Consider the following 18,386-nt stretch of genomic DNA (forward strand, 5'->3'; position numbering starts at 1 on the left):
CCGGCTCCACCTCAGGCCGGCGCGCGACGGCGCGAGATCACATAGGTCTCGTCGTTGAACCAGAGACCGCCGTGCTTTCTGACCACCCGGTCGGTCGCCTCGAGATAGCGGCCGTCGCGCACGACCTCGGAGAGCCGGTCGTCCTCGATCTGCGCGACATAGATCGCGGCGTTCCAGGCGGCGAACAAGGTCGAGGTGCCGATCGGGCCGGACACCTCGTCCGGCAGCGTGTGCATGCGGTAGCGAAAAATCGCCCGCGCGTCCGACGAGGCGTTGAAATTGTAGTGTCGCGCCGCCGAGCCGAGTTCGTGCTTGACCTGGCGCAGGATCGCATAGCGGTCGGTGCCGAAGGGATCATCGCCCGGCCAGACCTGATCGATGATCTCCATGCCGGGATCGTGGCCGTGGGAGTGGATGCCGATCAGCCGCCCGCCGGGCCGCAAGGCGCGGACCAGCGGCGTCACGACCTTTGACGCCTTGAATTCGACGCTGGCCCGCGCCCGATAGGGCTGCGAGGCGATGACGAGGTCGTAGTCGGCCATCACGCGGCCCGGGCGCGGCATGATCGGATCGAGCAGGAAGGAATGATCCTCGCGCCGCAACGTCAAGATCACCGGCCGCGTGTAGACGGGATTGCCGGTCTTATGACTGATGCCGGCGCGCCAGTTCTCGGCGAGGAAGGGTTCGAGCTCGCCGATCTGCTCGGCAAAGCCATGCGCGGTGTTGCCGGACAGCGCGACATCCTTCCAGAGCAGGCCTTGCGCCGCAGTCGCCGAGCGCGGCGTCAGCCAGGGCGCTTCGCCGTAATAGAGGTTGGTGACCACGAGCACGGTTGCGGGATGCTCGAACAGGCGGTCCGCCATCTTCTCCAGCATCATGCGGACGTCTTCGTAGGAGATCTCCTTGGCGACGACGTACAGCGGCATCGCGGGAAAGCGCGCATGCAGCGCCCGCATCACCCGCGACAGCACCGTGCCGTCGCCGGAGCCGGCATCGAACAGCCGCAGCGCCGGCGGCGACGGCTGGAGGTTGGAGATCTCCAGCGAGATGCGGTTGGCGACCTCGGTCTTCTCGCTGCAGGTCGAGACGAACAGCAAATATTTTTGCCGGTTGTCGAAGAAGCGGAAGCCGGGCGGTGCGTGCTCGACAGCAGGTGCCGCGCCATTCGCCGCCTTCAGCGCCGCGGGAGCCGCATTGTGCAGCTGGGACGGCGCGTGTTCGGAGAGATAGGCCCGCACCTTGTCGAGCGTGCCGGTCGTGATCCTGGCGCCGTCGCGCAGCCGCGAGACCAGCTTGCCGTCGTTGACGACGAGCCGGCCGAAGGTCGATTCCGCCGTCTGCGTCGCGCGGCAAAAATCCCTGATCTCGCCGAGAATCTGGTCCGAGGTCGCGCCCCGCCCCTCGGCATCCCTGCCCTCACGCTCCTCAAGCCGCATGGTTGATCTCCTGCGGTGGATCCCTCGATCAAATCAAGGGGCAAGCGCGGGGGAGCGTCAACCACAAACCGAGTGGGCAGATTTTGTGGGCATATGCCCACAAAAGTACAATCTTAGCGATCAGCGGGCGCGGCGTGAGAAGAAGGAGATCAGGACCGGCAGGGTCACGAGGATCACGACCGGCGCCAGCATCATGCCGGTGACCACCACGACCGCGAGCGGCTTCTGCACCTGGGAGCCGATGCCCTCCGACAGGGCGGCGGGCAGAAGGCCGACACCGGCGACCACGCAGGTCATCAGCACGGGCCGGAGCTGCAGCTCGCCGGTGCGCACCACCGCGCTCATGCGGTCCATCCCCTCCTCGATCAGCGTGTTGAACTGCGACAGGATGATGATGCCGTCCATCACGGCGATGCCGAACAGCGCGATGAAGCCGATCGCCGCGGAGACGCTGAACGGCGTGCCTGTGATGACGAGGCCGAGCACGCCGCCAAAAATCGCCATCGGGATCACGCTCATGGCGAGCAGCGTGTCGGTCATCGAGCCGAAATTGAGCCAGAGCAGGATGCCGATCAGCCCCAGCGAGATCGGCACCACGATCGACAGCCGGCGGATCGCGTCCTGCAAATTGCCGAACTCGCCGACCCATTCCATGTGCGAACCGGGCGGCAACTGCACCTGCTCGGCGATCTTGTCCTGCGCCTCGCGGATCGCGCTGCCGAGGTCGCGCTCGCGCACCGAGAACTTGATCGGCAGATAGCGCTCCTGCTGCTCGCGATAGATATAGGCCGCGCCGGACACCAGGCTGATGGTGGCGACCTCGCTGAGCGGGACCTGGGTGATGGTGCCGTTGGGACCCGGCGCGCCGATCCGCAGGTTGTGGATCGCCTCCGCGCTCTTGCGGTATTCCGGCGCGAGACGAACGATGATCGGGAAATGGCGGTCGGAACCCGGCTCGTAGAGGTCGCCCGCGCTGTCGCCGCCGATCGCGACCTTGATGGTGGCATTGATGTCGCCGGGCGCAAGCCCGTAGCGCGCGGCCTTGGCGCGGTTGATGTCGATCTGGATGGTCGGCTGCCCGAGCGAGGTGAACACCGCAAGGTCGGTGACGCCCTGCACGGTCGACAGCACCGACTTGATCTTGGCGGCGGTGTCGGTGAGCGCCTGGAGATCGCTGCCGAACAGCTTGATCGAGTTCTCGCCCTTCACGCCGGAGACGGCTTCCGAGACGTTGTCCTGGAGATATTGCGAGAAGTTGAACTCGACGCCGGGGAAGCGATCGTCGAGCTGCTTGAGGAGTTGCGCGGTCAGCTCTTCCTTGCTGCGGGTGTTCGGCCAGGTGCTCGCGGGCTTCAGCGGCGCGAAGAACTCGGCATTGAAGAAACCGGCGGCGTCGGTGCCGTCGTCGGGACGACCGTGCTGCGACACCACGGACTCGACCTCGGGCCGCGCGGCGATCACCTTGCGCATCTCGTTGACGTAGGTGTTGCCCTCCTGGAGCGAGATCGTCGGCGGCAGCGTGGCGCGGATCCAGAGATTGCCTTCTTCCAGCTTGGGCAGGAACTCGAGACCGAGCATCCGGCCGATCGCGATCGTCATCAACACGAGACCGATTGCGCCGCCGAGAACCATGTTGCGGTTGGTGACCGCCCAATTCAGCACCGGCATGTAGATCCGGTGCAGGAACAGCATGATCCTGGTCTCGGTCTCCTCGACATGCGCAGGCAGGATGATCGCGGAGAGAGCCGGCGTCACCGTGAAGGTCGCGAGCAAACCGCCCGCGAGCGCATAGGCGTAGGTGCGTGCCATCGGGCCAAAAATGTTGCCCTCCACGCCCGAGAGCGTGAACAGCGGCAAGAACGCCGCGATGATGATGGCGGCGGCAAAGAAGATCGAGCGCGACACGTCGGCGGCCGCGCTCAGGATGGCATGGCTCTTCATGCCCATGATGGTTTCGGGCGAGATGTGCTCGTATTCGGTGAGCGGCGTCGTTTGTGTCAGGCGTCGGAAGATCGCCTCCACCATGATGACGGTGGCGTCCACGATCAGGCCGAAGTCGATCGCGCCGACCGACAGCAGGTTCGCCGACTCCCCGCGCAGCACCAGGATGATGACAGCGAAGAACAGCGCGAACGGAATGGTGGCGCCGACGATCAAGGCGCTGCGCATATTCCCCAAGAATAACCATTGCAGCAGCACGATCAGGACGATGCCGACCACCATGTTGTGCAGCACGGTGTGGGTGGTCAGATCGATCAGGTCCTTGCGGTCGTAGATGCGCTCGATGCGCACGCCGGGCGGCAGGATGGACGAGTTGTTGATGGTGTGGACGAGCTGCTCGACGCGCTTGATGGTCGGCGTGCTCTGCTCGCCGCGCCGCATCAGCACGATGCCCTGCACGATGTCGTCGTCGTCGTCGAGGCCGGCGATGCCGAGCCGTGGCTTCTCGCCCACGGTGACGGTCGCAACGTCCTTTACCAGCACCGGGTTGCCGCCAGTTTGCGCGACCATGGTGTTGGCGAGATCATCGATCGAGCGGATCAGGCCGACGCCGCGCACCACGGCCGATTGCGAGCCGATATTGATGGTGTTGCCGCCGACATTGACGTTTGAGTTACTCACCGCCTGCAGCATCTGCGGCAGCGTCAGGCCGTTGGCGATCAGCTTGTTGAAGTCGACCTGGAGCTCGTAGGTCTTGGTCTTGCCGCCCCAGCCGGTAACGTCGATCACGCCCGGCACGGCGCGGAAGCGGCGCTGCAGGATCCAGTCCTGGATCGTCTTGAGATCAAGCACGCTGTAGTTCGGCGGGCCGACGAGGCGATAGCGGAAAATCTCGCCGATCGGACTGAGCGGCGATATCTGCGGCTGCACGTTGCCGGGGAGCGGTGCGAGCTGCGCCAGGCGGTTCAGCACCTGCTGCAGCGCCTCGTCATAGGTATAGGCGAAGGAGAACTGCAGCTTGATGTCGGAGAGGCCGTAGAGCGAGATGGTGCGGATGGTCGTGAGGTTCTTCAACCCCGCGACCTGTGTCTCGATCGGGATGGTGATGTAGCGCTCGATCTCTTCGGCCGAGAGGCCCGGGCTTTGCGTCACCACGTCGACCATCGGCGGCGTCGGATCGGGATAGGCCTCGATGTTGAGCTGGTTGAACGCGATCAGGCCGCCGATCAGCACGGCGACGAACATGCCGACCATGAGGTAACGGCGATTGACGGCAAGGGCGACGAGGCGGTCCATTCAGCTCAGTTTTTTCTTTGCGCGCGCGGCAGTCCTGACGGCGCATGATCTTGTCGAAAACCGCTACTTGCCTTCCCGGATCATGCTTTAGCTGCCGGAGGCCGCGCGGTCGATGAACAGGCTGCCCTTGGTTACAATCTGTTCGCCCGGTTTCAGATTGCTTGTGACTTCGACGAGGTCGCCGTTGACGAGGCCGATCTTGATGTGGCGCAGCTCGACCGACTTGTCCTCGCGCGCGACCCAGATGCGGACCTGGTCGCCTTCGTAGATCAAGGCCTGCTTCGGCACGGCGGGCGCCGCACGATCGCCGGCGGAATAGATCGTCACATTGGCGAACATTTCCGGCTTGAGCAGGCCTTCCTTGTTGTCGATGGTGGCGCGGACCAGAAGGCGGCGGGTGCTGGGATCGATCGCGGCGGCGACGTAGTTGATCTTGGCGGTGAGCGGACGGCCGGGCAGCGCCATCACGTTGACGGTGATGTCCTGCCCCACGCAGACGGAGGCGGCATCGCTCTCGCGTACGAAGGCGGTCAGCCAGACGGTGGAGAGATCGCCGATCACGAAGACGGGATCGCTGGCGCCGGAATTGACGTACTGGCCGGGGCCGATCTTGCGCTGCACGACCGTGCCTGCGATCGGCGAATAGATCGTGACCTCCGGATTGATGGCGCCCTTGTCGCCAAAAGCTTTGATCGCCTCGTCGGTGAAGCCGAGGATGCGCAGCTTGTTGCGCGCGGCCTCCAGCGCTGTCATCGACGAGCGCATGTCGTTCTGAGCCTGGACCTGGGTGGTCTCGGCCTGCTGATAATCCTTGAGCGGGATAGCGCGGCCTTCGTAGAGGTCCTTGGCGCGCTTGAACTGGATGTCGGCGAGCTCGAGCGCCGACTTCGCCTTGTTCTGCGAGCTCATCGCCGCGATGAAATCGTTCTGGGCCTGCACGGTGTCGGCGGCCTCGATCGTGAACAGCGGTTGTCCCTGCTTCAGGCTCTCTCCGGGCTTGGCGAGCAGCTTGGTCACCCGGCCGGCATAGGGCGAGAACACCGGGGTCGAGCGATCCTCGTCGACGGCGACCTTGCCTTCGGTGACGTACTCGGCCCGGAAGGCCTTCTTCTTCACGGGCTCGATGGTCAGCGTCGCCCATTCGGACGCGGTCGGCGTGAAGTTCTGGGCGTTCCTGCGCGACTGGCTGGAGATCTCGGAGTGGTTCTTCTCCTTGCCGTTGCCGGCAAAGAGGAAGCCATAGGCAGCACCACCGGCAAGCGCCAGTAGAACTACGGATGCAATCATCCGTTGCTTCGTAAATACCTGCGATTGCTTGGTATTTTCAGCTACCATGGGCCCCGGTCATGTCTGCGATGATTGCGGCAAAATGACTGCCTCATCGGTCGCGCTAATAGTGCTGAATTGATAGTTCAAACAACCCTTAAAACGCGAGCCCCTTCTCGCATTGTGTTAAAATTTTGACACATGCCGCAGTGCACGCGCGATTAACGGACGGGCCATTGCGGCGGGTGACTGCCGAGCGGCATCGCCGGACGCGCCCATCGCGCTGGCGTCTTCGACAATATCGCTGAATGCGTGACCGCCCTCAACGCCCCGAAGCCTGATGGCATGCGCTCGATGAACGAGAGATGTACAGCCTCGCTCGTCAGCTCTTCGGCGTTCAACCCGTCAGCGAGACGCCCCAGACTCCACAACCACCGGCCTGTCTGCGCCAGTGATACACGCACATGCCAACTGCCGCCCTCGCGAGCCTGGCGCGCCTTCGCCATCATGGCGCCGAACGCCATCAGATAGCCGGTGGCGTGGTCGAGCATCTGCGCCGGCAATTCCTTGGGCCCGTCGATGCCGGCGGCTTGTCCCTCCGCGTGATTGAATCCGGTCGCGGTCTGCACCAGCGAGTCAAAACCGCGCCGCTCCGCCCAGGGGCCGGCATGGCCATAGGCCGAGAGCGTGACGTAGACGATGCCGGGATTGATCCTTGCGGCATCCTCCGGCGCGAAGCCGAGGGCGGCGAGCGAACGTGGACGATAGCCTTGCGAAAAAATGTCGGCGCTTGCGAGCAGCTCGCGCAATTGCCTGCGTCCCTCCCCCTGCTTGAGCTCGATGAAGGTCGTGAGCTTGCCGCGCCCGGTGTCGATCGTGAACCAGGGAATGGCCGGAAGCTCGGGACCCGACACGAGCAGGACGTCCGCGCCGTGGACCGCAAGCGTGCGGCCGGCGACGGGCCCGGCGATCACGCGCGAGAGATCGAGCACGCGCAGGCCTGCGAGCGGACGATCACCTTTGGGCCACGGTTTTGGCGGAGCGTCGCCGATCTTCTCGATCGAGACCAGCGGCAGCTTTGCGAGCGCCTGCGCCTGCGGCAACGCCGACCATTCGTCATGCGAACGCATCAGGGCAACGACGCCGCCGGCTGCATAGGCCGCGGCCTCGAAATCCTCGCCCTTCCACTGCATCAAGGCGGCCTGCACCTGCTCGCGCTCGGGCTTGCAGTTCAGCACGTTGCAGACGGCGTCGCGATGATGGGGGAAGTTGGTGTGACAGCGCACGAAGCGGTTGTCGCCGGTCTTGTAAACGCCGGCGATCGCATCCCATGCCGGGGGCGGCGGCTTGTCGTCGACGCGCAGATAGCGCTCCGAGCGGCACTCGGCCGCGGCATGACGCATGTCGACGGCGACGTCCTGCGTCTCACCGCTGCGCAGCTTCCAGATTTCGGCCGCGGCCAGGCCTGCGGCCGCGACGCTGACCTGGGCGGCAACGGCAACACGAAACGAGGACGGCAGTTGCGGCTCCTCGCCGGTCAGCGTGACGTGCTCGAGCGCGGCCGGCTCGCCGCCTGCAGCCGTCCAGATCGCCTCCAGGATCGCAGCGGCACTTTGCATTGCCATTTTCCTCCCGCTAAAGCGCGATGGCGCTTTAGCTTTTTGTTTGCGCATGATCTCTTCGGAAAACCGCTTCACACTTTTCCGGATCATGCTCTAGCCTGCCGCGTTCCATAGCATGGAAAGGAAGGCAATGGCTGCCATCGATCCCCTCACCGCGGGTGGCGTGCTGCTCGCAACCGCGCTGACCGACGCCGTCTATGTCATGTTCACCTCGGCCGTGGTGGCACGAAAGCGCGTGCCGGCGGCGACCTGGAGCAGCATCTGGTATGTGCTGTCATCCTATGCAGTGATCAGCTACACCGAGAACTGGATCTACGTGGCGTTTGCCGCGCTCGGCTCGTGGCTCGGCGCCTTCTTCACCATCACCTTCCTGCACCGCCCACCCGGCGGCCCGCCGGTGGGTGCGGCGCCGGAGTGAGAGTGTGCCGTGCTTTGGTGATCTTGCACGCTGTCATCATCCGCGAAGGCGGATGATCCAGTATTCCAGAGACGCCTGTGATTGAACCGACAAGCCGCAGCGTACTGGATACCCCGCCTGCGCGGGGTATGACATCGAGAACTAATTCGACATTGTCGGGTTCGCGGCTACACTCGCAACATCAACAAGAAAAGGAATTCAAAATGGATCTCGGTCTCAAGCGACGAAACGCAGTCATCCTGGGCGGCACGCGCGGCATCGGGCGGGCGATTGCGGCGACGCTGGCGGGTGAAGGCGCCAATGTCGCGGTCTGCGCGCGCAATGCGGATCAGGTGGCGGCTACGGTTGCCGAGTTGAAGGCGAGCGGTATCCGCGCCACCGGCGCCTCGGTCGACGTCACCGATGGCGCGGTGCTGAAGTCATGGATCGACGGCGTCGCCAGGGAACTGGGCGGCGTCGACATGCTGTTCTCCAATGCCGGCGCGATGGCGCAAGGCGGCGATCCCGCATCATGGGAGCAGAACTTTCGGCTCGACGTGCTCGGCGCGGTGCATGCGTTCGAAGCCGCGCGCCCGTTCCTCGAGACGAGCGGCGAGAAGACCGGCGATGCCGCCTTCGTCATCATCTCGTCGATATCAGCGGCGCAGGCCGATGCGGCCAGCTCCTACGGCCCGATCAAGGCGGCGCTGATCCACATGGCCAAGGGATTGGCGCGACAATATGCGTCCAAGAAGATCCGCGTCAACGTGGTGTCGCCCGGCACCGTCTATTTCAAGGGCGGCGTCTGGAACATGGTCGAGCAGAACATGCCCAAACGCTACGAGGATGCGATGCGCCGCAATCCATTGGGCCGCATGGCGACGCCGCAGGAGATTGCGAATGCCGCGGTGTTCCTGGCAAGCCCGGTGTCGTCGTTCACGACGGGGTCGAATCTCGTCGTGGACGGTGCGATCTCGAACCGGGTGAATTTTTAGGGGCGCGATCATCGTCAGTCCCGTCATCCTGAGGTGCGAGTGCGCGGCGCAAAAGCGCCGTGCGCGAGCCTCGAAGGATGAACGGCCCGCTGCAGCCAGCCGGGCCGTCGCCCTTCGAGGCCTCCGCTACGCTCCGGCACCTCCAGCGACAATGGCTTCGCCATTGCGCGGGGGTGACGGTGAGAGATTTGCGTTTTGCCGACCGCCTCAATGAAAATCCCGTGACGGCGGCAGGATGCGGACGTTGCGGGGGTGGCGGATTTTTTGGGCTGGCGTATCCGCATGGTCGCGGCGGTCGTCGTTGAGCGGCTCGATCAGCGCGGGACCTGATGGCACCTGATGCTTGCGGGTGAGCGCGTCATTGGCGAGGCCGATGAGATCGTGGGAGCGGTCGATCATGCGCTGGGCCACCAGATGCGTCACCTCTTCGGGGCTGCTCTGGATATAGCCTTCGACCAGCACCAGGCGCGCGCCCATCACCTCCTTGCGGTACTGCTCCATCACCTTCGGCCACACCACGACATTGGCGATTCCGGTTTCGTCCTCCAGCGTCATGAACACGACGCCCTTGGCGCTGCCCGGCCGCTGCCGCACCAGCACCACGCCGGCGCAGCTGACGCGACGACGGTCGTTTTTGTGCGACACGTCCGTGCAGGGGACTACGCGCTCGCGCGAAAACATCTCGCGCAAAAATTCCATCGGGTGGCCCTTCAGCGACAGGCGGATGGTCTGGTAGTCGGCGACCACCTGCTCGGGCCGCGGCATCACCGGCAGCGGCTGTGCGTGCTCGTCCGGCTGCTCGCGGGCGGTGGCGGCTTCGAACAGCGGCAGTGGCACATCGTCGGGCAGGCGCCGCACCTGCCACAGCGCCTCGCGGCGATCGAGCCCGAGCGAGCGGAACGCATCGGCATCCGCAAGCAGGATCAGCGCGCGCTTGGGCAGGCCGGTGTCGCGGGCGAACTCCTCCAGCGAGGTGAAGGGACGGCGGTTGCGGGCGGCGACGATGCGGTCGGCCCAGTCGAGCTCAGCTTCTTCAACGCGCATCTGGTCCAAGGCCGTACGGGAGGTGGATGGGTTCCCTCCCCCCTTGCGGGGGAGGGTTAGGGAGAGGGGTGAGCCGCCCGGGCGGTGGTCGTGGCTTACCCCTCTCTCCAACTCTCCCCCGCAAGGGGGGAGAGAGCCCAACCGTTCGTGCGTCCCTGACTCATGTCCATCCACGCTTCGCTTGCGCAGCGCCTGATACCTCTTCAGCCGCTCCTCATCCTCGTCCAGCCAGTGAAACCCATCGATCTGGCGGAAACCTAGCCGCACCGCGCAATATTTGCCGTCCGTGTTCTCCAGCGTGTTCTGCGCAAAGCTGTGGGAGACGTCGATCTCGCGCACCTCGACGCCGTTCTTGCGGGCGTCGCCGACGATCTGCGCCGGGGCGTAAAAGCCCATCGGCTGCGAATTGAGCAAGCCGCAGCAGAACGCATCGGGGTGATAATGCTTCAGCCAGGACGAGATATAGACGAGCTGGGCAAAGCTCGCGGCATGGCTCTCAGGAAAGCCGTAGGAACCAAAACCCTTGATCTGCTCAAAACAGTTCTTTGCGAATTCCGGCGCATAGCCGCGTGCGATCATGTTGCCGATCATCTTGTCTTCAAACTTGCCGATGGTGCCGACATTGCGGAACGTCGCCATCGAGCGGCGCAGGCCATTGGCTTCTTCCGGCGTAAAGTGTGCGGCTTCGATCGCGATGCGCATCGCCTGCTCCTGGAACAGGGGCACGCCGAGGGTCTTGTGGAGGACCTTGTAGAGCTCGTCCGGCGCGCCGTGCTCGGGCGACGGCGCCGGATAATTCTCCTTCTCGACCCCGTTCCGCCGCCGCAGATACGGATGCACCATATCGCCCTGGATCGGCCCGGGACGCACGATCGCGACCTCGATGACGAGATCGTAAAAGGTCCGCGGCTTCAGGCGCGGCAGCATGTTCATCTGCGCACGGCTCTCGACCTGGAACACGCCGAGCGATTCCCCGCGGCACAGCATGTCGTAGACTTTTGGGTCGTCCTGCGGGACGCTCGCCAGCACCCAGCGCTCGCCCTTGTGCTCGTCGATCAGGTCAAAGCATTTGCGGATGCAGGTCAGCATGCCCAGCGCCAGCACGTCGACCTTCATCATGTTGAGCGCGTCGACGTCGTCCTTGTCCCATTCGATGAAGGTGCGGTCCTCCATCGCGGCATTGCCGATCGGCACATAGGTGTCGAGCCGATCCTGCGTCAGCACATAGCCGCCGACATGCTGCGAAAGATGGCGCGGGAATTCGATCAGCTCGGCCGCAAGCTCGACCGCAAGGCTGATCATGGGATTTTTGGGATCGAGCCCGGCCTGCCTGACCTGCATGTCGTTGAGGCCCTTGCCCCAGCTTCCCCAGACGGTGTCGGCGAGCGCGGCGGTGACGTCTTCCGTCAAGCCCAACGCCTTGCCGACGTCGCGGATGGCACTGCGCGGGCGATAATGGATGATGGTGGCAATGATCGCGGCGCGATGGCGGCCGTAGCGGCGATAGACATATTGCATCACCTCCTCGCGCCGCGAATGCTCGAAATCGACGTCGATGTCGGGCGGCTCCAGCCGCTCCTTGGAGATGAAGCGCTCGAACAGCAGATCGACCTTGGTCGGATCGACCGATGTGATGCCGAGCACGTAGCAGACGGCGGAATTCGCCGCCGAGCCGCGGCCCTGGCACAGGATGTTCTGGCTGCGCGCATAGTGCACGATGTCGTGCACGGTGAGGAAGTAATGCGCGTATTTCAGCTCTGATATCAGCGCGAGCTCTTTCTTCAGCGTGGCGCGCAGCGTGTCCGATATCTCTCCGCCAAAATATTTCTGCACACCCGCCCAGGTCAGATCTTCCAGATGACCTTGCGCGGTCTTGCCCGGCGGCACCGGCTCGTCCGGATACTGGTATTTGAGCTGGTCGAGCGAGAAGACGATCTTATCGGCAAAGCGCATGGTCTCCGCGATCGCCTCGGGCAGGTCGCGAAACAGCCGCGCCATTTCCTGCGGGGGCTTGAGGAATCGCTCGGCATTGGCTTCCAGCTTTCGACCGACCGCCTCGATCGTGGTCTTTTCCCGGATGCAGGTCAGCACGTCCTGCAACGGGCGGCGTGCCGGATCGTGGTAGAGTACCTCGTTGGTCGCGAGCAGCGGCACGCCGGCCTTGGTCGCGAGCGCATGGAGCCGCGCCAGACGTCGCTTGTCGTCACCGCGATAGAGCAGGCTCGCCGCCAGCCACACGCCCTTGGCCCTGCTCTCCTTCAACCTGGCGAGAACATCCAGCGCCTTCGCAGCATCAAAGCGATGCGGCAGCGTCAGGACCAGAAGCTGTCCCTCGGCAAATTCCAGGAGATCGTCGAAGGCGAGATGACACTCGCCCTTTTCGATCCGTTCGATGTCGTCGCCGCGCTTGCCTTTCGTGAGAAGCTGGCACAACCGACCATAGGCCGCGCGATCGCGGGGATAAACTAGGATATCGGGCGTGCCGTCGATGAAGACGATGCGCGCGCCGATCAGGAGCTTTGGCTTGTAAGGAAGCTCCGTGTTGTCGAGCTCCTTGTAGGCGCGCACGATTCCGGCGAGCGTGTTGTGATCGGCAATGCCGATCGCGGGCAGCCCCAGAAGACTGGCCTGATGCACATAGGCGCGCGGATCCGAGCCGCCGCGCAGGAACGAGAAGTTTGTGGTGACGCCGATCTCGGCATAAGCGTGCGCACTCATGCGAACAGCCCATGTACATACCAACCGGGAGACATCGGCTTGCCTTCGTCGTCGAACACTTCACCCTCGTAAAGACCGTCGCGAAAAATCCAGAACCGCAGGCCTTCGGCATCCTCGACGCGGAAATAGTCCCGTGTCAGCGCCTTGCCGTCCTGCCGCCACCATTCCATGGCGATGCGTTCGGGCCCTTCCACCCGCACCACGGCATGCAGTGCGCGGCGCCAGGTGAACTGGTGCGGCGGACCATCAGGCACGGTTGCGAACGGCACCTTGATCGGCTCGGGCCGTTCGAACAGCCGCAAAGGGCGTAGCGGCGGCTCGCTCTCGGTGCGCGCGGGCCATTCGACTTGCGTGGCGGCGGCGAGATGATGCTGCGCCGATACGGCCAGCACCGCGCGCTCCGGAATGTGCGTGTCCTGCGGCAGGTGCATGACGACGCGTTTTCCGCCGATGCGCGCGGCGATGCGGTCGATCAGCGCGGCCAACTCGTCATTGTCATGGACATGGGAATCGAGATCGCGCTGCTCCTGCACCACGATCTCTGTGCGGCTCGCCGACAGGCGGACCATGTCGAAACCGAAGCCGGGATCGAGGGGATCGGCGAGCGCATCGAGGCGCTCGCGGAACAGGCGGTCGATGATCGCGCTTTTCGTCACGGGCCGCCCGGTCTCGACCATGATCGACCGCACAGCGCCGTCGGTGCGGAAGAACGAGGCCTCCAGCCGCCGCGCGCCCTTGCCCTGCTTCTCCATGGAGGTAACAAGCGTGTCGGCCAGCCGCGACAGCGTCATCGCGATCATGGTGTCGGTCGCGATCGGCTCGGCAAAGCGCTTCTCGACGATGTAGTCGGGCAGCGGTTTTCGCGGATTGATCGGCGCATCGCCCTGCCCCAGCGCATGCCTGAGCAGCGTGGAGAAGCGCGCGCCGAAACGCGCGGTGATCTCATGGGGTTCGCGCGAAGCAACATCGCCGATGGTTTTTAGCCCGGCGCGACGCAGGCCCGTCGTGATCGCCTCGTCCGCGTCGAGCATGGAGACGGGCAGCGCACCGATCGCCTCCGCCTCCGCGCCGTCGGCGACGATGGTGCCGGAGGCATGGCGCGTCAGCGTGCGCGCGCACACCGAGGTGCCGGCAATCGCCGCGCTGACGGCAAAACCCTGCCGCGCCAGCGCACGGACGAGCACCTGCAACAGCGCGGCTTCACCGCCGAACAGATGCGCGCAGCCGGTGATGTCCAAGAACAGCCCGTGCGGCGGATCGAGCGCCACCAGCGGGGTGAAGCGGTCGCACCAGTCGGCGATATCGTCGAGCGTCCTGGCATCCGCCACGACATCGGCATCGAACACTCTGATGTCGGGCCACATGGCGCGGGCGTTCGCCAGCGGCAGGCCGATATGCAGGCCAAGGCGCGAGGCCGCCTCGTCGAGCCCATGGATCACCAGCGCATTGTTTTCTTTTGCGACGACAATGCTCGGCTCGTTGCTTGCGTTATCCTGCCTTTCGCTGCTCGCCGACAAAACCCGCTTGATGCGGTCGATGGGCAGGCGCGGCAGCCACAGGCTGAGGATACGCCGACGGTTCACTGAACTGGCACTCATCACATTTCCATTCCATGATCCACCGCCCGACCGGGCCATGACGATTGCGGACGAGCTCGGCATCGAAGCTGGGCGCGCCCCAGGCACTCCACAGCGCCCCCGGCGGCGAATGTGCCGCGCGCAGCAGCCATCGTGTCTCGGCAGTCGACGGCGACGGGTTTGCCGCCATCCGCAGCAGCAGCCCGGTTGCTCCTGAAGCCTGTGCGGCGAGCGTCAGCTTGCGGCTCGCCACGAGATCGAACTGCCTCGTCTCGCCCCAGAACTCGAGCACGACGGCGCCGAGCGCGTCGCAGGCGAGCGCGTCGGCCGTGGTGCGCAGGGCTGCCTCCGCATCGGCAGCACGCACCATCACCAGACGGCGCGGATCGAGGCCGAGCTCGGCGAGCCCGCTCATCGACAGCGCGCCCGCTTCCCGTTCCGAAAAATCCTGCCGTACCCACAACAGCGGCCGGCGTGCCGACACGCGCCCGGCAAGTCCCGTCACAAACCCCGTCGCGGCGGTGCCGTAGCGTCCCTCGCAAAACACCTCGTGGATCGCCGCGCGGGCGATCCCGCCCTTCAGCGCGCTATCAGCCCCGCTGTGGCCGAGCGCCACGCGATCGTGATGATGCGCGGCATCCGACGTCTCGATGCGCTCGATCTGGCCGCGCAAAGCCGCAAGCGCGCTCCCGCGTGCGCTCATGCTCGCCGCTCCTTCAGGGATGGTTCGCCGGGGCTCAAAAAGCAGAACCACCGGCTGGCTCATTTGTTCATGATATGTTCTAATATAAAGCTAACAGGCCCATAAGAGTCAATCGAATTGGCGCCTCTGCGGATTCATGAGCGGAATCAAAGGGATTCAAACGCCATGCAGCTCATCATCCTGACCAGCGAGACGGATTTCGATGGCTGGCGCACAGCCGCACGCGCACTTGCGCTTCATCGCGTCGATCCGGCGGACGTGACGTGGACGGTGCAAGGTCAAAACCAGGTGCCATCAGGCCTGTCCGAAGCATCACACCTTCCACCGATCGAGACGGAAAGCACGTTCAGCGTGCCGGTCCATTTCATCGAGCTCGCGCGGGTCGCGATCCTGCATCGCGACGAAGACCGCTTCGCGCTGCTCTATCGCCTGCTGTGGCGATTGAAGGCCGACCACGATCTGCTCGCAACGATGACCGATCCCGACGTCGCGCAGGTCAACGCGATGGTCAATGCCGTGCGGCGCGATGCGCAGCGGATGCGCGACGTCGTCCGCTTCCGCGAGATCGGACGCGAGCAGAAGGCGCATTACGCCGCCTGGTTCGCGCCGGAGCATCACATCGTCGAATTCACCGCGCCATTTTTCACGCGGCGTTTTGCCGACATGCCCTGGTCGATCCTCACGCCCGATGTCTGCGCCCATTGGGACGGTCACGCGGTCTCCTTCACGCCAGGCATCAACCAGGTCGAGATGCCGGCCCCGAACAAATTGGAAGAGACCTGGCGCCGTCACTTCCAGCCGGACCGGCCGCTAACGCTGCAAGACGAGCCCAGGAAACGACGGAGGAACTTGCCCGAAGCTTCGATACTTGAACCGTTGCTCTCTGACGCCGAACGCTGGACCGGCGGAAGGATGAACCCACGCGCGGAGATATCCATGGCACGCAAGCCCGCCGCTGACGATCTGGAAGCACTCCGCGAGGAAGCTGCCCACTGCCGCGCCTGCCCGCTCTGGAAGGACGCCACCCAGACGGTGTTCGGCGAAGGCCCGCGAAACGCCACCATCATGCTGGTCGGTGAGCAGCCGGGTGACAAGGAGGACCTTGCCGGCCATCCCTTCGTCGGACCGGCCGGCCAGATGCTCGACCGCGCGCTGGAAGAGGCCGGCGTCGATCGCAAGAAGGTCTACGTCACCAATGCGGTCAAGCACTTCAAGTTCGTGCCGCGCGGAAAGATCCGCCTGCACCAGAAGCCGAATACGCTGGAGATCAGGGCCTGTCGTCCATGGTATGAGCGGGAAGTTTCGGCAATCGATCCTGCGCTCGTCGTCGCGATGGGCGCGACCGCGGCACAAAGCGTGTTCGGCAAGATCACCCCGATCGGCAAATCGCGCGGCCGGCTGATCGATCTTCCCGACGGCCGCAAGGCGCTGGTCACCGTGCACCCGTCCTATCTGCTGCGGCTGCCGGACGAGGAGGCGAAAAAGCTGGAATATCGGCGCTTCGTCGATGACCTCAAAATCGCCGCCGGCTTGCAGGCGAAAACCCCGCGCGCCGCCTGAGGGCAGGGGGAAACCGCCCCTCGGGCGCCCCCTGTCATCCCACCTTCAAATCCGTCGGTGAAAATAGCGCCCATCAGAAAAGTAAGGGGCGTTTGACATGACCGACATAGCATTGAATCCAGGCATGGTGGATCCGGCACCGGTACAGCCGGCCTCGCGACCCAATCTCGACAAGGGTTTCAACCCGCTCACGCTCATCCTGTTCATGGGCATCCTCGCCGCCGGGCTGCTGTTCGTCGCCTACAGCATCTATGCCGACGTCGACGCGACAGGTGTGCGGGTGACGACCTACCTTCCCTACATCCTCCTGCTCGTCGCGCTGCTGATTGCGCTCGGCTTCGAATTCGTCAACGGCTTCCACGACACCGCCAACGCGGTCGCGACCGTGATCTACACCCATTCGCTGCCGGCCGAAGTTGCCGTGATGTGGTCGGGCTTCTTCAATTTCCTCGGCGTGCTCCTGTCCTCCGGCGCGGTCGCCTTCGGCATCGTCTCGCTGCTGCCGGTCGAGCTGATCCTCCAGGTCGGCTCCAGCGCCGGCTTTGCCATGGTGTTCGCGCTGCTGATCGCCGCCATCGTGTGGAATCTCGGCACCTGGTTCTTCGGCCTGCCCGCCTCCTCCTCCCACACGCTGATCGGCTCGATCATCGGCGTCGGTATCGCCAACGCGGTCATGCGCGGCCGCGACGGCACCTCGGGCGTGGACTGGACCAAGGCGACCGAGATCGGCTACGCGCTGCTGCTGTCGCCGCTGTTCGGCTTCATCTGCGCCGCCGTGCTGCTGCTGCTGCTCAAGTTCATCGTGCGCAACCCGTCACTCTACGCCGCGCCCGAAGGCAACAAGGCGCCGCCGCTCTGGATCCGCGGCCTGCTGATTGCGACCTGCACCGGCGTCAGCTTCGCGCATGGGTCGAACGACGGCCAGAAGGGCATGGGCCTGATCATGCTGATCCTGATCGGCACCGTGCCGACGGCTTACGCGCTCAACCGCGCACTGCCGGAATCCCAGGTCGCGCAGTTCCAGAAGACGTCCGAGGCCGCCTCCAGGGTGATCGCGGCGAAGGGCGCCGGCCACAGCATCATCGGCGATCCCCGTCCCGCAGTGACGCAGTACATCGCGCTGCGCCACATCAACGAGGGCACCTATCCCTCGCTCGCGGTGCTGGTGAAGGACGTCGGCGAGCAGGTCGCGAAGTACGGCGCGCTCAACAAGGTGCCGGCCGAAGCCGTCGGCAACACCCGCAACGACATGTACCTGACGTCGGAAGCGATCCGCTTCCTGATGAAGGACAAGGAGAACGACCTGAGCAAGGAAGAGGTCGCGACCCTGAACGCCTATAAGGGCTCGCTCGACAGCGCCACAAAATTCATCCCGACCTGGGTGAAGATTGCGGTCGCGATCGCGCTCGGCCTGGGCACCATGATCGGCTGGAAGCGCATCGTCATCACCGTCGGCGAGAAGATCGGCAAGAGCCATCTCACCTACGCGCAAGGCGCCTCCGCCGAGCTCGTCGCCGCCGCCACAATCGGCGCCGCCGACGTGTTCGGCCTGCCGGTCTCGACCACGCATGTGCTGTCGTCGGGTGTCGCCGGCACCATGGCGGCCAACGGCTCGGGCCTGCAATGGTCGACGATCCGAAACCTGCTGATGGCCTGGGTGTTGACGCTGCCCTGCGCGATCATGCTATCGGCCAGCCTCTACGTGCTGTTCTCGAAGATCTTCTGACCGAGGACTTCTCCCTCTCCCCGCAAGCGGCAGGGGAATCGCATATGGGTTTTCGCTAGCTATTGCATTGTAAGGCAAGACGGATTCTGAAGACGACTCCCGGGT

Annotated in this window: 11 protein-coding genes; 4 read left to right on the top strand and 7 right to left on the bottom strand. The window is 64.5% G+C overall.

Annotated elements, in window-relative coordinates; all coding sequences use genetic code 11:
* Positions 1 to 11 precede the first annotated feature (11 nt).
* The 4 genes from JQ632_RS30700 to JQ632_RS30715 form a co-directional block, all read right to left on the bottom strand.
* Positions 12 to 1,436, bottom strand: a complete 1,425-nt coding sequence (locus tag JQ632_RS30700; protein WP_212406394.1) for a hypothetical protein — start codon at positions 1,434 to 1,436, stop codon at positions 12 to 14.
* 120 nt (positions 1,437 to 1,556) lie between these two features.
* Positions 1,557 to 4,673 (bottom strand): efflux RND transporter permease subunit, encoded by a 3,117-nt coding sequence (locus tag JQ632_RS30705; RefSeq protein WP_212406395.1) that lies wholly within the window; start codon positions 4,671 to 4,673, stop codon positions 1,557 to 1,559.
* A gap of 87 nt (positions 4,674 to 4,760) precedes the next feature.
* Positions 4,761 to 6,008, bottom strand: a complete 1,248-nt coding sequence (locus JQ632_RS30710) for an efflux RND transporter periplasmic adaptor subunit (protein WP_212406396.1) — start codon at positions 6,006 to 6,008, stop codon at positions 4,761 to 4,763.
* 152 nt (positions 6,009 to 6,160) lie between these two features.
* On the bottom strand, positions 6,161 to 7,558 hold the full coding sequence (locus JQ632_RS30715; RefSeq protein ID WP_212406397.1) for a CoA transferase: 1,398 nt from the start codon (positions 7,556 to 7,558) through the stop codon (positions 6,161 to 6,163).
* A gap of 133 nt (positions 7,559 to 7,691) precedes the next feature.
* Here JQ632_RS30715 and JQ632_RS30720 point away from each other — a divergent pair, with 133 nt between their 5' ends.
* Positions 7,692 to 7,979 carry a hypothetical protein gene (locus tag JQ632_RS30720; protein ID WP_212406398.1) on the top strand — a complete coding sequence of 96 codons (288 nt, stop codon included), beginning with the start codon at positions 7,692 to 7,694 and terminating at the stop codon, positions 7,977 to 7,979.
* A gap of 203 nt (positions 7,980 to 8,182) precedes the next feature.
* Positions 8,183 to 8,953 carry an SDR family NAD(P)-dependent oxidoreductase gene (locus tag JQ632_RS30725; RefSeq protein ID WP_212406399.1) on the top strand — a complete coding sequence of 257 codons (771 nt, stop codon included), beginning with the start codon at positions 8,183 to 8,185 and terminating at the stop codon, positions 8,951 to 8,953.
* Positions 8,954 to 9,160: 207 nt separating this feature from the next.
* Here the strand turns inward: JQ632_RS30725 and JQ632_RS30730 are convergent, their stop codons facing one another.
* Genes JQ632_RS30730 through JQ632_RS30740 form a run of 3 tightly spaced genes read right to left on the bottom strand, consistent with a single transcriptional unit; the run spans position 9,161 to position 14,995 of the window.
* On the bottom strand, positions 9,161 to 12,715 hold the full coding sequence (locus JQ632_RS30730) for an error-prone DNA polymerase (RefSeq protein ID WP_212406400.1): 3,555 nt from the start codon (positions 12,713 to 12,715) through the stop codon (positions 9,161 to 9,163).
* Positions 12,712 to 14,313: a DNA polymerase Y family protein gene (locus JQ632_RS30735; protein WP_212406401.1), complete on the bottom strand. Its 1,602-nt coding sequence runs from the start codon at positions 14,311 to 14,313 to the stop codon at positions 12,712 to 12,714. The genes JQ632_RS30730 and JQ632_RS30735 overlap by 4 nt, the downstream gene beginning before the upstream one ends.
* Complete coding sequence (locus JQ632_RS30740) at positions 14,204 to 14,995, bottom strand: ImuA family protein (RefSeq protein WP_212406402.1); 792 nt, start codon at positions 14,993 to 14,995, stop codon at positions 14,204 to 14,206. Before JQ632_RS30740 ends, JQ632_RS30735 begins: the two co-directional genes overlap by 110 nt.
* A 165-nt stretch (positions 14,996 to 15,160) precedes the next feature.
* Between JQ632_RS30740 and JQ632_RS30745 the strand changes: the two genes are divergently transcribed.
* Complete coding sequence (locus tag JQ632_RS30745; protein WP_212406403.1) at positions 15,161 to 16,555, top strand: UdgX family uracil-DNA binding protein; 1,395 nt, start codon at positions 15,161 to 15,163, stop codon at positions 16,553 to 16,555.
* Between the two features lie 97 nt (positions 16,556 to 16,652).
* On the top strand, positions 16,653 to 18,281 hold the full coding sequence (locus tag JQ632_RS30750; protein WP_212406404.1) for an inorganic phosphate transporter: 1,629 nt from the start codon (positions 16,653 to 16,655) through the stop codon (positions 18,279 to 18,281).
* Positions 18,282 to 18,386 lie beyond the last annotated feature (105 nt).

The organism is Bradyrhizobium liaoningense, assembly GCF_018130955.1.
In the GTDB taxonomy this organism is placed as follows: domain Bacteria; phylum Pseudomonadota; class Alphaproteobacteria; order Rhizobiales; family Xanthobacteraceae; genus Bradyrhizobium; species Bradyrhizobium liaoningense_C.

Excerpts from the sequence above, each read along its gene's own strand:
- JQ632_RS30715 (WP_212406397.1), bottom strand. The coding sequence starts at position 7,558 with ATGCAAAGTGCCGCTGCGATCCTGGAGGCGATCTGGACGGCTGCAGGC.
- JQ632_RS30745 (WP_212406403.1), top strand. The coding sequence starts at position 15,161 with ATGCAGCTCATCATCCTGACCAGCGAGACGGATTTCGATGGCTGGCGC.
- JQ632_RS30705 (WP_212406395.1), bottom strand. The coding sequence starts at position 4,673 with ATGGACCGCCTCGTCGCCCTTGCCGTCAATCGCCGTTACCTCATGGTC.
- JQ632_RS30710 (WP_212406396.1), bottom strand. The coding sequence starts at position 6,008 with ATGGTAGCTGAAAATACCAAGCAATCGCAGGTATTTACGAAGCAACGG.
- JQ632_RS30700 (WP_212406394.1), bottom strand. The coding sequence starts at position 1,436 with ATGCGGCTTGAGGAGCGTGAGGGCAGGGATGCCGAGGGGCGGGGCGCG.
- JQ632_RS30740 (WP_212406402.1), bottom strand. The coding sequence starts at position 14,995 with ATGAGCGCACGCGGGAGCGCGCTTGCGGCTTTGCGCGGCCAGATCGAG.
- JQ632_RS30730 (WP_212406400.1), bottom strand. The coding sequence starts at position 12,715 with ATGAGTGCGCACGCTTATGCCGAGATCGGCGTCACCACAAACTTCTCG.
- JQ632_RS30735 (WP_212406401.1), bottom strand. The coding sequence starts at position 14,313 with ATGAGTGCCAGTTCAGTGAACCGTCGGCGTATCCTCAGCCTGTGGCTG.
- JQ632_RS30750 (WP_212406404.1), top strand. The coding sequence starts at position 16,653 with ATGACCGACATAGCATTGAATCCAGGCATGGTGGATCCGGCACCGGTA.
- JQ632_RS30720 (WP_212406398.1), top strand. The coding sequence starts at position 7,692 with ATGGCTGCCATCGATCCCCTCACCGCGGGTGGCGTGCTGCTCGCAACC.
- JQ632_RS30725 (WP_212406399.1), top strand. The coding sequence starts at position 8,183 with ATGGATCTCGGTCTCAAGCGACGAAACGCAGTCATCCTGGGCGGCACG.